The sequence below is a fragment of the Acinetobacter sp. UBA6571 genome, assembly GCF_002434085.1.
In the GTDB taxonomy this organism is placed as follows: Bacteria; Pseudomonadota; Gammaproteobacteria; order Pseudomonadales; family Moraxellaceae; genus Acinetobacter; species Acinetobacter radioresistens.
On record NZ_DJJJ01000001.1, the window covers coordinates 35,258 to 49,263 of the forward strand.

Consider the following 14,006-nt stretch of genomic DNA (forward strand, 5'->3'; position numbering starts at 1 on the left):
CCTTTCTAGCAATTGATTTACAATGGATTCCCAATTCATATTCGTTACGCTCCATAACTTAGGTAATAATTTATAACTTTTGTTTTGACAAGTCAATAATCCATGTTATTTTGATTTGCGCTAAGTTATTACACAGGTAATTATTTGTTATGAGTATTCTTATGGTTGGTTTAACTTGCGGCGACCGTGTTAGAGAGGCGCGCACTAGACTTGGACTATCACAATTGGCACTTGCGAAAAAAGCAGCAGTGTCTCAAGCGGCTATTTCTAAGATAGAGAATAATGATACTGATAACTCTAAATACATTGCCCAAGTTGCCAAGGCGCTTAATACATCTGTTGACTACCTTATATATGGTAAAGAATACATAAAGAAGCAGTCAGGCAAGCTTAGCGATTTTGTTGTTGTTGGGGGTGATGCTGCTGGAGAAGAGCCAACTGTAGATGAATATATTCTTGTGCCACAATTTGATATATATGCCTCATGTGGCGGCGGCTCTATCATTGATAGTGTTGAGGTTAAGGGTGGACTGGTATTTAATAAAAATTGGATTAGAGAGCAGGGTTTGCCAAATCCTGATGATCTTCGTGTCATTTATGCAAAGGGTGAAAGTATGTATCCATCTATTGAAGATGGTCAGGTGCTTTTAGTTAATCCGCATGACAACACTCCAAAATCAAATAAAGTCTACTTCTTGTGTATTGATGAGCAATACTATGTAAAACGACTACTTAATATGGTGACACATTGGGTGATTAGGTCTGACAATCCAGATAAGATTCAGTATCCAGATATCACCCTCTCACTGGATGAGCTTAAAGATAAAGTAAAAATCGAAGGCCGTATTTGCTGGAAAGGCGGCACAATGTAAATTACTCAAATTATAAGGGCGCTCATGTAGCGCCTTTTTTATTACACCTGTTATAACAAAAATTATAATTAATATTCTCTATGTTATTGACACCTCTTTATAACATAAGTTATATTTAATTCACCAAGACAACAAAAAGCCCCAGCGTAGCGCGAACTACCTGGAGCGTGACCCACAACCTTACTGTGAGTGAATTAATTATGAATGCAAAACTTACTTTATTCAATAGCCTCCTAATTGCTTCAGTGGTATCAGGCTGCAACTACGCCGATGCAAGTGGGCCTGCACAAGAAGTTGAAGTTTCTATCAATCAGGCTAAACCATTCGTTGCCCTTCAAGAGTTATCAGTTCAGGGCAAGCTTTACCCACATGGACACGAAGGTACGGAATCTATCGGCAAGGCAATCGTATGGCTAGAAGGTCAGGAGGATTGCTCACTACAAGTTGAGGTTCTGCAAGTCAATGAAGATGGTCAGCAATGGATTGAACTTGGGGAAATTCGATTTATCACCCCGGATGACCGCGATTTAGGTGCGCCTGATTTTGAAGAAGGTATGACCAGCAAAATCGTTGCAGAGCTTACTACTGAGTTTGAAGAACAGCTTGTTGTGATGAAGGAGGCGGTATGAGTGCTAAGCCAAATTTTCACGCCTACAGTGGCGATAAAGAGAAGCTTCAAAAGTTTCTTGAGCGTCAGCGTTTCAATACGTTCTCAATGTTCAGCATTGACAAGAATGGCAATCATGTATTCAAGCTGTACTGGGATTCTAAGCCGGATAGCGATTGGAGTAAGCCGGAAATTAAGGCAATTATTTGCTTGGTTGGCACTGGAAAAATGAATGACGAGGATATTGGCAGGGTAGCTACTGAGGTGAGAGAAATTTTGAAGGAGCGCCAGGTATGAGCCTAATCGAAAAATTTGGCGGCTATATGCCAGCTTATAACCACTCTAAACAAGTGAGCTTGCCTGAGTTAGACCGGGAACTTCTTGAGTATCGTCGTGCAAACAATCTTATAGCAGCTGGTGATCAGATTGTTATAGACAACAAGCCGGAGCTTTACACAGTACAAGCTGATGATATTGGCTCTCACTGGATTCATCTTGTATCTATTCGGCACGCAGATGATGCGGAAATTCAAAGTGGTGTGGTTTGCCAAGGAGCTGCTCAATGAAAATCAAAACCGCTTTTGCCGAGCAGTTCAACACTCACGACTATGACCCTGATTTTGTAGCCCACTATTTTGGCCGCATCGAAATTCACTTGGACACGCAGTACATGCTGCTTGATGACTTGCACACCCAGCGCGTCACGCTATCCATCTTAGTGCTGCAAGACGGCACAGTCGATACAGACCAGGTGTGCACAGTTAAGACTTACCGTGGTCTGCCGGATGACTGTGTGTTTAACGATGAGTTTATCGCAATTGATGAATTGACGACCCAGCAATTTGATTACTTCACGAATTTAGAAGAAGTGAAGCGCGAAATTGGATTGTTTGGGATGGAATTGGCACAGGTTGCTTAGGAGAAGAATATGAATGCACCGGTAAATACACAGACACCTGTTTTAATGAACAATGCTCAAACCTCAGCTTTGGTTCTTGATCCACAATCCATGCAAAACATGGTGGCATTTGCGGAGTTCATGTGCAAAGCGGTAATCACTGTGCCAAAGCACTTGCAGGGAAACTCAGGTGACTGTCTAGCCGTAACAATGCAGGCTATGCAATGGGGAATGAATCCTTTCGCTGTAGCTCAAAAAACCCACCTAGTTAACGGTAACTTGGGTTATGAAGCTCAACTCGTCAATGCGGTAATCATAGCTCGCGCCCCGATTACCAGCCGTCCAGATTATGAATGGTATGGCGACTGGTCAAAGGTAGATGGTAAGAGTTGTAAAGCCGCTGATGTAGGAGTTCGTGTGTCTGTCATGCTTAAGGGTGAGACAAATGCTCGTGTGCTTGATGTTTCATTTGCCCAAGTGGGTGCCACACGAAATTCTCCAAATTGGGCAAATGACCCAAAGCAACAGATTGCCTATTTGGCTATCAAAAAGTTAGCTCGTTTGCACTTCCCTGATGTGATTCTTGGTGTTTATACAGATGACGAGTTAAATGATCATTCAGAATTTATCCCATCTGAACGCACCGTAAGTGGTGCTGCTCAGGAAGGCTATGCAGAGTTTGAGGCTCTTCATTTGCCACACCTGAAGAATGAGGCGCAATACGGTACCGAGCGGTTGCAGCAGGCTTATACAGTTTTACCTAAAAGCGAATTTAAGAAAGCGCTGTGGACAACACACTCCGCATCATTAAAAGAAATCGCACAATTTGCTGATCAGGCTTTGGCTCGCGAAGGAGAAACCTATGAACATTCTCCAGCGTAGTGATGACTGGCATTCTGAACGATGCGGCAAAGTAACTGCTAGTCGCATCAAGGATATAGATGCCAAGCCAGCCAAGGGCAAAGTGCTTAATTCTTTGGGTTTGATCATTCTTTCCGAGCGCCTCACTGGCGTTCAGGAAGACACTAAAACCACTCAGCTTATGCAATGGGGTATCGATCACGAGCCTCATGCAATCACAGCCTATGAAAATGAAACAGGTGAATTTGTAGAAGGTACAGGTCTGATTGACCACCCTTCTATCCCATTGTCTGGCGCTTCTCCTGATGGCCTAGTTGGCAAGCAAGGTCAGCTTGAAGTGAAGTGTCCAAACACGACTACGCATTTAAACACGTTGCTTAGTCGTAAAGTACCAGACGAGTACATGCCACAAATTACATGGCAACTTGCGTGCACAGAGCGCGAATGGTGTGACTTTGTGAGCTATGACCCTCGCCTGCCTGAGTATCTGCAACTCGTAGTTATTCGTGTGTTTGCAAAAGATTTAGATATTACCGGGCTTGAGGAAAGCGTGATTGCTTTTAACAAAACGATAGATCGGGCAATTGACCAGCTCGCATTAAATCAGAAGCTAAAAGTCGCATAAATCTACTTTAATAAAAAAGTAGACCGGATTTTTAGCACAGTTATTTATTTTAATAAAAGATTGGTGGCAAAATGGATATTAAAGAAAAGCAAGCAAGATGGGCAATTGAAAGACCGTTATTTGAAGCTAAATTTATTCACTCTCACCTTCTACCGTTTTTCAATTTCAATGAAAACACGGGTGATTACGAAATCAAAGACGAGTGCTTAAACACTGATACCAGTGAAGACAGAAGGCTCGCCTACGAAACCTTAAATACTGGCTGGGTAATGTGGCTACGTGCAAAGCGTGATGCCAAAGCCCAAGCAGTGCCGGAAGGTTATCAACTGGTTAAAAAGCCAAGGCCTTTGGTTGGAAACAATAATGTTGATTTTTCTCAAGCGCCAGAATGGGCAAAGTTTTGGTTAAAGGATGGTTACTCAAAAAGATGTGTTTGGTCAAACAAGCGCCCAAAAATAGATGTGGATATCGGCTGTTTCGTATTCCCTTATAACTATCAAGTCATTGAAGCTCCTGATTTTGGTTTTGATGGAGACTGGTCTAAATCACTAACAAGTCGTAAAGCCATGATCGAAGCCCAGGAGGCCACATGAAAAAACACCACATGGAGCACTTGGAGTATTTGTTTTTGGGCTGGCTGCTGTTAGGGCTGATTGGTTTTGCTCTGGCTGCGATGGGGTTTTGAGATGGGAAATAAAATGACTAAACAAACTTGTTTTTACAAAATTGAAGATGCTGAAACCTTGGCAAAAATTGATGCTTTTATGGATAAGCGTGATGCCTTTTATGAGCAAGTCACAAAACTCTGTAAACACTATGGTTTTGAGATGCATCAAACACATGACAGCATTCAAAATGGCCTCCGTTTTTTTAACATGTCAGCAGATCCAAAGGCTGAAATTGATAAAACAAAATGGAAAACATCAAAGCATAAAAGTGGTTATTTGGCTGTTTTACCTCGTGCTTCTGCCAAAGAACATAAGGCTGAATATGATGCTATGAAGCCAAAGTCCATGACCTATGATGAGTTAAATAAGATCATTCTGGCTGAAGATGTTTTGCCTTGGGGCTCTGGCTATGGCTTGTCTTGGAAAAAGGGTGAATATTTTAAGTTTGAAACATCGCTAAAGGTTGCGCCAGTAGCTATTGAGATTCTGGGTAGTGAGTATCGAAAAGCTGATGCCGTGGAGTCTGAACAATGATCTTAAAAGACAGTGATTTGCCTGAAACCGTGGTCATCAGTTTGGGAGAGGTGGTATGAATCTGATTGAACAGTTGGGCGGGTATGAGAACTCGAAGCGATTATTTCATACATACGATCACGCACTAATGTTTAGATATTATCCAAACTATTCTGAGAACTCGGATAATTTCGTTGATGTTTTTGTGCTTGATTTAAAAACAGCCCTTCTCGAATACCGTCGAGCCAATAATATTTTTGAGGTTGGGGATAAGGTTGTAGAGATAACAGATTATCCCAGCAATGATGTACTAACAGTTAAATCTATATCCGATAAGCTATTAGTGTGTGAGAGTGATGATTTTAACGCAAGTTATGTTTTGTCTAATAAGTATAAGCCTTATTTTTATGTTAGACGCGCAACAGGTGAAGAAATCGAAGCGGGTAAAAGGTTGGAGGTAGTATGAGCGAGTACACAATAAGGTCATTAAAAGACTTTCATCGCATCCCTGCTGGTCGGCTTCATGACTGTCTGGCCGAATTTGAGGAAAGTGTGAAGCTTATGAATCTCATGATGGAAACCATGGATCTGCCACTAGATAAAGCTGGGATTGAATACTTTACATGGAAGGATGACGGGAAGAAGGACATCACACAGAGCTTTAAGTTTGGTGAGGATGTAATCAGGCTGGATGTTAAAGAGCGGGAGGATTGATATGGGTATTGCATTTGATTTGACATATACCGAGCGCCGAATCTCAACAAGCGAGTTTGCTCTCCGTATGAACATATCCGAGAAAGAACTTTATGCTCGGATTAACGATGGGCGTATACAGCAACCTTATAAAGATGGCCGAAAAAACTACTGGCTGAACAGCTATGTTTTGGAGTGTATTCTAAAAACAGAAGGTGGTAATATAGGTTCGCTAAATGCATAAAATAAGAAAAAAGAAACAGGTCGCATTTAGCGGCCTTTTTTTCACAACAAAATTAATTGTGAGTAAGATAGTGAGTAAGAAGGTAATCTCTACAATAATTATTATTTGAATACATCTACTTATATGCACGATGTTGAATTGCATCCATCGTGATCATGCTGGCTGAGCGAATCACTTCATCATTGATTTTACAGATTTCATAAATGGCAGCAATGAAAAAGCCTTGGCCATCTTTGCGTCGTACTCCCCAACGCTGAGCCTTACCATCAATATATTTTGCTTCATAAAATTCGGTCACCGGAATAACTCCAAACTTACCTTTAAATGCAGCCTCCTGGAAACTTGGCTTTTCAAATAAAGTTTCATTTCGGGCATTATAGGTCCGTTTAGCCGAACTTTTATCCTGAGCCCACTTTGGCACCAGTCCGAACATTACGCTACGCCATTCCAAGCCATATTCTGACTTGAATAGTAAAGGCAAATCATAGGCTGGATACACTTCTTCGAGATAATCGAAAGGAATATCCGGTAACTGAAGTTTATCCACCTGAACACGCGTAACAGGTTTAAAATTGGCACACATAGGCGAAAATTTAAAAAACTATAGGTCATATATAGTGATAACTTTTAGTATTTCAATGGACTAGTGGCTGGATAATATTATGTATAAACAGCAGAATTTGACAAAAACATCTTAAAAAACTTAAGGAAATACAGGCCTGAGTACAAATAAGATAGTGTTATATTCTATGTACTCAGGCCTTTTATTATTTAATGTGTTTAAGTAGAAGCCTGATTATGTTCATACATTTTTAAAAATTAGACAGTGTATATTGTACTAGCGGTAGATCATGCCTCCATCTGTTAAAATTGCCTGCCCGGTAATATAATCGGCATCTTCACTCGATAAAAAAGCAACCAGCGCAGCCACGTCTTCAGGTGTTTGTGCACGCCCTAGTGCAATACCACTCACATATTTTTTGTATGTTTCACCAATTGGGGTATGGGTAATTTTAGAGAATCTTTTATCAATTTCTACCCACATATCTGTGCCCACTACTCCCGGACAATATGCATTTACCGTAATGCCATGTGAAGCATATTCCTTGGCTGCGGCCTGAGTTAAAGCACGGACTGCGAATTTTGTTGCCGAATATACTCCTAACATGGCAAAACCTTCATGCCCTGCAATAGAAGCTGCATTAATAATTTTACCTTTTTGCTGGCGCGCTTTAAATTTTCGAGCTGCGGCCTGAATACCCCACAGAACTCCACCAATATTAATACCGCTAATTTTTTGCAGTCCTTCAGGTGTCACTGCATCAAGAGGCTGAACCTGAGCAATTCCAGCATTATTGATCATAATATCAAAACCACCTAAAGACTGCTCGGCATGTTCAATACTGGCATACACCTGATCACGCTGACTGATATCAGCAACAAAAATACTGGCTTTTACCTTTAAATTTTCAATTTCCTGTTTTACTTGATTAAGTCGTTGTTCATTCAGATCTACCAAGGCTACATGTACACCTTCCTGAGCCAGTCTTAGAGCAATACCACGCCCTATACCTTGCGCTGCGCCTGTTACAACGGCGATTTTATTCATTAATCCCTTATTCATTATTTTTCCTTATATATTATTGTTAAATTATTGATAAGCAATTAAAACGTCTGCTTGTTTTTTCTGAGTATTTAGGGATGGACAATAATTTTAACAGCTGACTCATTGTTATGGATCAGAGTTTCAAAACCCTGCGAAACCAAGTCATCGAGTTGAATGCGCTGTGTAATAAAAGGTTGCAAATTAATTTTACCGTCTTCCACCAATTTGATTGTTGCCTGATGGTCGTTGACATAAGCAATGGTGCCACGAATATCAAGTTCTTTCATAACAACACTGTGAACATTTACTGTGGCTGGATGACTCCAAATTGATACAATGACCAGTACACCAGCCGGCTTCATCGCAGCTACGAGAGTATCTAGTACTTTATTTACACTACTACATTCAAAAGCAACATCTGCACCTTGGCCTTGAGTAATTTTCATGACTTCCGTAACCACATCAACTTCTGAAGGGTCCAGAATATAATCTGCAACACCAGCCTCTCTTGCTTTTTCTTTACGTTTAGCACTTAACTCACTAATAATAACAGTGAGTCCTTTAGCCTTTAAAATAGCTGATAACAACAAACCTATAGGCCCTGCACCCCCAACCAGTGCAATGTCTCCGGCTTGTGCGCCACTACGGATATAAGCATGATGACCTACCGACAAAGGCTCAATCAGTGCAGCTTGATCCAATGGTATTTTATTGGAAATTGGGTGTACCCAACGACGCTGCACGGCTATTTTTTCCGATAGACCACCGCCTCGCCCTCCTAAACCAATAAAATTCATATTCTTCGACAGATGATAAGCATCATTAGGCCCAGTCGGCACATCGTCAGCGATGATATAAGGTTCAACCACCACATGCTGACCAATCTGAATATCATTAACCCCTTCACCCACAGCGTATACAACTCCGGAAAACTCATGTCCCATCGTTACCGGAGCAGATTCGCCCGAGATTGGATGCGGATGGCCACAAGGCGGAATAAAAATTGGACCATCCATAAACTCATGCAGATCGGTTCCACAAATGCCACACCAGGCAACCTGAATACCGACTGTACCTGGTGTAACTTGTGGCTCCGGAATATCTTCAATGCGAATATCGCCTTTATCATAAAAACGAGCTGCTTTCATTACTGCTCCTGATTAATCAGTTTTCTGTAAGAAGAATGAGCTTATCAAGCTAAACCAGATAAGCTCTTCCATGTTTTCAAATATGTATTGCCCGCTGTAGGGAAGCTAATACCGATTCATGCATTGCTTCTGATAACGTAGGATGAGGAAAAATGACCTGTGCCAAGCTTTCGTCGGTAGCTTCCAGATATTTGGCAATTGCGAAACCCTGAATATGTTCAGTAACTTCATGACCGACCATATGTGCTCCGAGCAGCTCGCCAGTCTCTTTATCAAATACAGTTTTTACAAAACCGGCAGTTTGTTTTAAGGCCAGTGCCTTGCCATTTGCCTGAAAAGGAAATTTCCCAGTCTGGATATGATGGCCTTGCGCTTTGGCCTGCGCTTCAGTCAAACCAATACTGGCAACCTGAGGATGAGTAAAAATACAGCCAGGAATTTGAGTACGGTCTAGAGAGTGAAGATTTGTGAGTCCTGCAATTTTTTCTACACAAAGAATAGCTTCATGACTGGCTTTATGAGCCAGACATGGTGCACCCGCCACATCACCAATTGCATAGAGCCCCACGACATTTGTGCGGCAGTATTCATCCACCTGAATAAAGCCCTGCTTAAACTCTACTTCTAACTGTTCCAGTCCCAGTTTTTCTACATTCGGTTGTACACCTATTGCAGACAGAACCCGATCAAACACTTGCTCTTGTTTGCCCTGTGAGCTATGAAGTTCACACTGTACCTGACCTCCGGTAACCTGGACATTTTGTAATGAACAGCCAGTAATCACTTTCATACCGCGCTGCTCAAACTGCTTACGCATATATTCTGCAACTTCTGCATCTTCAGTAGGCAAAATCTGCTGAGCAACGTCAATAAGAGTAACCTCACAGCCTAGATCATGATATAAACTGGCAAATTCACTGCCTATAGCGCCAGAACCGACTACCAGTAAAGATTCAGGCAATTGTTCCGGGACTAGCGCTTCCCGGTAACTCCAGATCTCGGTGCCATTGACAGGCAGACCAGGCAAAGTTCGAGCTCTGGCACCTGTTGCTAAAATGATATGAGGTGCTTTTAAAATGCGTGCTTTACCGCTCTCATCGATTATCTCAAGCGTTTCTTTCGCCTGCAGCTTGGCCCGTCCAAATATAACCTCTACACCATTTTTCTTGAGAAGGTGCTCGATTCCCTGTACCAGTTGCTGCGAGACTTGGCGGCTATGTTTAACCAGTTGACTCAGATCAAAATCAATTTGTGGAAGAGTGAAACCAAAGTTTCCAGCATGCTTAAGCTGATAGGCCAAGTCAGCTCCACTCAATAAAGCCTTGGTCGGGATACAGCCCCAGTTCAGGCAGATCCCCCCCAGATGTTTTTCTTCGATAATTGCTGTATTAAGGCCAAGCTGAGCTGCACGTATTGCAGCCACATATCCACCCGGACCTGCACCCACAACAATTAAATCATACTGATTTCCTGTCATGTCCAGCTCCTATACCAGTATTAATGCTGGATTCTCGACAAACTTTTTAAAGCTGGCCAAGAATTTCGCCCCAACTGCTCCATCAATCACCCGGTGGTCACAGGATAAAGTTGCTGTCACCATCTGCCGAATAACAATCTGATCATGCTCTACCACTGCTCGAGCCTCTGAAGCACCCAAAGCCAAAATAGCACCTTGAGGCGGATTGATAATGGCGTCAAAGTGTTTGATACCCAGCATTCCCAGGTTAGAAATACTGAAACTTCCCCCCTGAAATTCATCCGGAGTTAACTTTCCAGTTTTTGCCCGCGTGGCCAAGTCCCGCATATTTCCAGAAATCTCAGCAAGCGATTTCTGATTTGCAGCTTTGATAATTGGAGTAATAAGGCCATTAGGAATAGCCACAGCCACAGAAATATCGGCCTGATCAAACTGTAAAATTGATTGTGACTCTTCATCAAACTGTACATTTACTTCAGGTACTTTAATCAACGCCGCAGCTGCTGCCTTGATGAGCATATCATTGATAGACAGTTTGACCTGAGGCACGGACTCATTAATCTGTGCACGTAATGTCTGTATCGCCTCAACATTCAAGTCAACAGTTAAACGAAAATGTGGCGCATTACGTTTTGCTGCCTGTAAACGTGAAGCAATGGCTTTACGCATGGCATTCATTGGAATACTGGTTACTTTTGCCTGTTCGGGCTGAGTTGCATTCAATGAAGTTTCTGTATGAGCAGACTTGTGTTCACGGTTATACACTGCTTCAACATCTTCTTTGCAGACCCGGCCTCTTGTTCCCGAGGCGCGACAGTCATGCAGATTAATGCCCCATTGCTTGGCCAGACGCCGAGCTACAGGTGTAGCAGCAACCTGACTGTCATCAGCGTTAGATTTTGCAGCTTTTGTACTGGCCTGATGCTTAACATCTGGCCATTGTCCACCTGCGCCCTGCACTGCTGCCTGAAGATCAGCGATACTAATACGCCCTTCGCGTCCCGAACCTGTAACCTTGGTTAAATCCAAATTATATTTTTCTGCCAGTTTCTGGGCATGTGGTGTAATAAACAGGTCATCTGGTGGCTGATAGCCTTGTAAAGACGCAGGAATAATATAGTCACCGGCACTATGAGAAGTTTTCCGGGTAGCAGATGATGTTTCAGCTTTCACAGTTGATGAACTCAGCTGCTCTACTGGTGCAGTCTGTTCGGTTTTGTCTTCAGCCGGAGTACTGTCCGGTGCAGAGCTTGCCGAAGCTGCTGTCCCTTGATCAAGTGACTGTACAAATGCCTGTATATCATCATCTGTGACATCATCATTGGCACAAACTGCAATCAACCCACCGACTGGCAGGGTTTCACCATCTTTTGCCAGTATTTTTCTCAATGTTCCGTCAAAAGGTGCCTCCAGGACGTTTACAATTTTTGTGGTTTCAATTTCACAAATTTCTTGTCCTTTACTGAACTGGCTTCCTTCTTGAATTAACCATTGGGCAATAGTTCCTTCTTCCATAGATAATCCCCATTTTGGGATTTCTAGTGTTTTAATTTCGCTCATCCTAAGCCTCCAAAGTTTTTCGTACAGCCTGTTCAATACGCTCTACACTCGGAATCCATTCTTTTTCCAATACAGGTGAGAACGGTACAGGTGTATGAGGAGGAGTCACCAGTTCAATTGGGGCTTTCAGATAATGAAATCCTTTCTGGGCAATCAGGGCAGCAATATCATGACCAAAACCACAACGTGCCGCAGACTCATCAACAATTACTACACGGCCAGTCGAGGCTACAGATTCAAGGATACCTTCTTCATCTAGAGGCGAAATAGTTCTTGGATCTACCACTTCTACCGAAATTCCCTCTTTTGCCAGTTTATCTGCAACCTCATTGGCACGGTGTACCATTAAACTTAAAGCAATAATGGTGACATCTGTTCCTTCACGGGTGTAATTGGCTACGCCAAAAGGAATGGTATAGGCATCATCCGGAACCTCGCCTTTAATGTCATACAGCAGTTTGTGTTCACAAAATACTACCGGGTCATCATCACGAATTGCCTGAATCAACAGACCTTTTACATCATAAGGACTAGAAGGTACGACCACCTTCAAACCGGGTACTGCAGCAAAGACATTATATGGTGACTGTGAATGCTGGGCTGCGGCTGAGAAACCGGCGCCGATCATGCCACGTACTACCATAGGTGCTTTGGCTTTACCTCCAAACATATAGCGGAACTTCGCAGCCTGGTTATAAAGCATGTCATGGCATACCCCATAGAAATCCATAAACATCAGGTCAGCTACAGGCCGTAAACCGGTTGCTGCTGCACCTGCAGCCATACCGATAATCGCAGATTCTGTAATTGGGGTATCGATCACACGTTCAGAGCCGAACTCAGACCATAAACCCTTGGTCACACCCAGTACGCCACCAAAGCCTTCAAGGGCATTATCTTCAGTATTTTTACCACCATGACCACCACGTACGTCTTCACCGACTACAAATACAGTCGGGTCACGGCGCATTTCTAATTCAATCGCTTCTTTAATCGCGTTACGGTAACTTTTATTTGGCATTTGCTTTACTATTCCTTTAGTAAGAGACATAAACATCGGTCAGAAGCTGGGAAACTTCTGGGTATTTGGCAGCACGGGCTTTTGCTACAGCGTCGTCTACATTAGCTTTAGACTCAGCATCAATTGCATCGAGCTTTGCCAGATCAATCTGGTCTTTAACTTTTTTACGGAAAATTTTTAATGGATCGCGATGTTCTTTTACATAATCCACTTCATCTTTAGAACGGATTAACCCAGGGTCACCTTCGAAATGACCATAGAAGCGGTTGGTAATTGTTTCAATTACACTTGGTCCACCACCATTTCTGGCTCGCTCAATTGCCTGCTGGGCAGCTTCATAGACTGCAAAGAAATCTGTACCGTCAACCTTGACTGCAGGTAAACCAAAACCTGCTGCCCGACCAGCAATATCTTTACTTCCTACTGCATAGTCATGACCGGTACCTTCACCAAAGCCATTGTTTTCAAATACAAATATGACTGGAAGTTGCAATACTACAGCCATATTCATCGCTTCAAAAGTGAGACCCTGATTTGACCCCCCATCACCCGTAAATGACAGACCTATACCACCGGTTTTCAAAGTTTTAGCAGTCAAAGCTGCTCCAATTGCTAAAGGAGGTCCACCTCCTACAATACCGTTTGCACCCAGCATGCCCTTGTCGAGGTCTGCAATATGCATTGAACCACCTTTACCACGACACAGGCCGGCATCTTTACCGAAAATCTCAAGCATCATGGCATGGATATCACATCCTTTAGCAATACAGTGCCCATGGCCCCGGTGGGTGGAGGTAATGTAATCCTTATCGGTTAGATTTTCACAAATACCGACTGCAACTGCTTCCTCACCACTATAAAGGTGAATAAATCCAGGAATATCACCCATGGTATTTTCTTCGTGAAGCCGGTCCTCAAACTCACGAATATCGCGCATACTCTTATATGCAGCCAGTAATTTTTCTTCCGTTAATTGCATATCCTTTTCCTTTTTATCTTGATCAAAATCAAGGGAACAGTGAATAACTCACACCTCCAATTAAATATATTTATTCTAAAATTAATATTAGACTAAAATTATTTATTAAAATAAAACTTACCTATTATTTTCAAAAACAATAATTTATTTATTAAAAAATAAATGTAATTTTTTATTATTTTAAACAACGACTTAAAAACAAACCTTTAACCAACCTCATATATTTTATAATCC

The 14,006-nt window shown here is 42.3% G+C and carries 18 protein-coding genes and 1 pseudogene; 12 read left to right on the forward strand and 7 right to left on the reverse strand.

Annotation, left to right across the window (positions count from 1 at the left end; translation table 11 throughout):
• Positions 1-161 precede the first annotated feature (161 nt).
• The 12 genes from B3X18_RS00235 to B3X18_RS00290 all read left to right on the forward strand — a co-directional run bounded on the left by B3X18_RS00235 (position 162) and on the right by B3X18_RS00290 (position 5,981).
• Positions 162-872 carry an XRE family transcriptional regulator gene (locus B3X18_RS00235; protein WP_171456197.1) on the forward strand — a complete coding sequence of 237 codons (711 nt, stop codon included), beginning with the start codon at positions 162-164 and terminating at the stop codon, positions 870-872.
• Positions 873-1,117: 245 nt separating this feature from the next.
• Complete coding sequence (locus B3X18_RS00240; RefSeq protein WP_286934912.1) at positions 1,118-1,501, forward strand: hypothetical protein; 384 nt, start codon at positions 1,118-1,120, stop codon at positions 1,499-1,501.
• Positions 1,498-1,776: a hypothetical protein gene (locus B3X18_RS00245; RefSeq protein ID WP_174498883.1), complete on the forward strand. Its 279-nt coding sequence runs from the start codon at positions 1,498-1,500 to the stop codon at positions 1,774-1,776. Before B3X18_RS00240 ends, B3X18_RS00245 begins: the two co-directional genes overlap by 4 nt.
• Positions 1,773-2,045, forward strand: coding sequence for a hypothetical protein (locus B3X18_RS00250; RefSeq protein ID WP_034680962.1), 273 nt, complete (start codon positions 1,773-1,775; stop codon positions 2,043-2,045). Before B3X18_RS00245 ends, B3X18_RS00250 begins: the two co-directional genes overlap by 4 nt.
• Positions 2,042-2,398 carry a hypothetical protein gene (locus tag B3X18_RS00255; protein WP_034680959.1) on the forward strand — a complete coding sequence of 119 codons (357 nt, stop codon included), beginning with the start codon at positions 2,042-2,044 and terminating at the stop codon, positions 2,396-2,398. Before B3X18_RS00250 ends, B3X18_RS00255 begins: the two co-directional genes overlap by 4 nt.
• Before the next feature lie 9 nt (positions 2,399-2,407).
• Entirely contained in the window at positions 2,408-3,259 is an 852-nt protein-coding gene (locus B3X18_RS00260) for a RecT family recombinase (protein ID WP_286934915.1), read from the forward strand.
• Positions 3,240-3,863: a lambda exonuclease family protein gene (locus B3X18_RS00265; RefSeq protein WP_286934917.1), complete on the forward strand. Its 624-nt coding sequence runs from the start codon at positions 3,240-3,242 to the stop codon at positions 3,861-3,863. Before B3X18_RS00260 ends, B3X18_RS00265 begins: the two co-directional genes overlap by 20 nt.
• Before the next feature lie 71 nt (positions 3,864-3,934).
• Complete coding sequence (locus tag B3X18_RS00270; RefSeq protein ID WP_286934920.1) at positions 3,935-4,456, forward strand: hypothetical protein; 522 nt, start codon at positions 3,935-3,937, stop codon at positions 4,454-4,456.
• Positions 4,457-4,561: 105 nt separating this feature from the next.
• Positions 4,562-5,065: a hypothetical protein gene (locus tag B3X18_RS00275; protein ID WP_262446952.1), complete on the forward strand. Its 504-nt coding sequence runs from the start codon at positions 4,562-4,564 to the stop codon at positions 5,063-5,065.
• Positions 5,066-5,120: 55 nt separating this feature from the next.
• Positions 5,121-5,510 carry a hypothetical protein gene (locus B3X18_RS00280; RefSeq protein WP_286934923.1) on the forward strand — a complete coding sequence of 130 codons (390 nt, stop codon included), beginning with the start codon at positions 5,121-5,123 and terminating at the stop codon, positions 5,508-5,510.
• Positions 5,507-5,758, forward strand: a complete 252-nt coding sequence (locus tag B3X18_RS00285; RefSeq protein ID WP_286934925.1) for a hypothetical protein — start codon at positions 5,507-5,509, stop codon at positions 5,756-5,758. Before B3X18_RS00280 ends, B3X18_RS00285 begins: the two co-directional genes overlap by 4 nt.
• A 1-nt stretch (position 5,759) precedes the next feature.
• Complete coding sequence (locus B3X18_RS00290; RefSeq protein WP_034685761.1) at positions 5,760-5,981, forward strand: hypothetical protein; 222 nt, start codon at positions 5,760-5,762, stop codon at positions 5,979-5,981.
• A gap of 118 nt (positions 5,982-6,099) precedes the next feature.
• On the opposite strand, the pseudogene B3X18_RS00295 reads toward B3X18_RS00290, so the two are convergent.
• The 7 genes and pseudogenes from B3X18_RS00295 to B3X18_RS00325 form a co-directional block, all read right to left on the reverse strand.
• A pseudogene (locus B3X18_RS00295) lies at positions 6,100-6,564 on the reverse strand (SOS response-associated peptidase family protein); the annotation flags it as partial.
• Between the two features lie 255 nt (positions 6,565-6,819).
• Positions 6,820-7,605 (reverse strand): acetoin reductase, encoded by a 786-nt coding sequence (locus B3X18_RS00300; RefSeq protein WP_005025632.1) that lies wholly within the window; start codon positions 7,603-7,605, stop codon positions 6,820-6,822.
• A 71-nt stretch (positions 7,606-7,676) separates the two neighbouring features.
• Complete coding sequence (locus B3X18_RS00305) at positions 7,677-8,735, reverse strand: 2,3-butanediol dehydrogenase (RefSeq protein ID WP_034674744.1); 1,059 nt, start codon at positions 8,733-8,735, stop codon at positions 7,677-7,679.
• A gap of 76 nt (positions 8,736-8,811) precedes the next feature.
• A complete protein-coding gene (gene lpdA / locus B3X18_RS00310) occupies positions 8,812-10,212 on the reverse strand; it encodes a dihydrolipoyl dehydrogenase (RefSeq protein WP_005025629.1) in 1,401 nt (466 codons plus the stop codon).
• Between the two features lie 9 nt (positions 10,213-10,221).
• Entirely contained in the window at positions 10,222-11,772 is a 1,551-nt protein-coding gene (locus B3X18_RS00315) for a 2-oxo acid dehydrogenase subunit E2 (RefSeq protein ID WP_005025627.1), read from the reverse strand.
• Position 11,773: 1 nt separating this feature from the next.
• Positions 11,774-12,793: an alpha-ketoacid dehydrogenase subunit beta gene (locus B3X18_RS00320; protein ID WP_005025624.1), complete on the reverse strand. Its 1,020-nt coding sequence runs from the start codon at positions 12,791-12,793 to the stop codon at positions 11,774-11,776.
• A 16-nt stretch (positions 12,794-12,809) separates the two neighbouring features.
• Positions 12,810-13,772 carry a thiamine pyrophosphate-dependent dehydrogenase E1 component subunit alpha gene (locus tag B3X18_RS00325; RefSeq protein WP_005025622.1) on the reverse strand — a complete coding sequence of 321 codons (963 nt, stop codon included), beginning with the start codon at positions 13,770-13,772 and terminating at the stop codon, positions 12,810-12,812.
• Positions 13,773-14,006 lie beyond the last annotated feature (234 nt).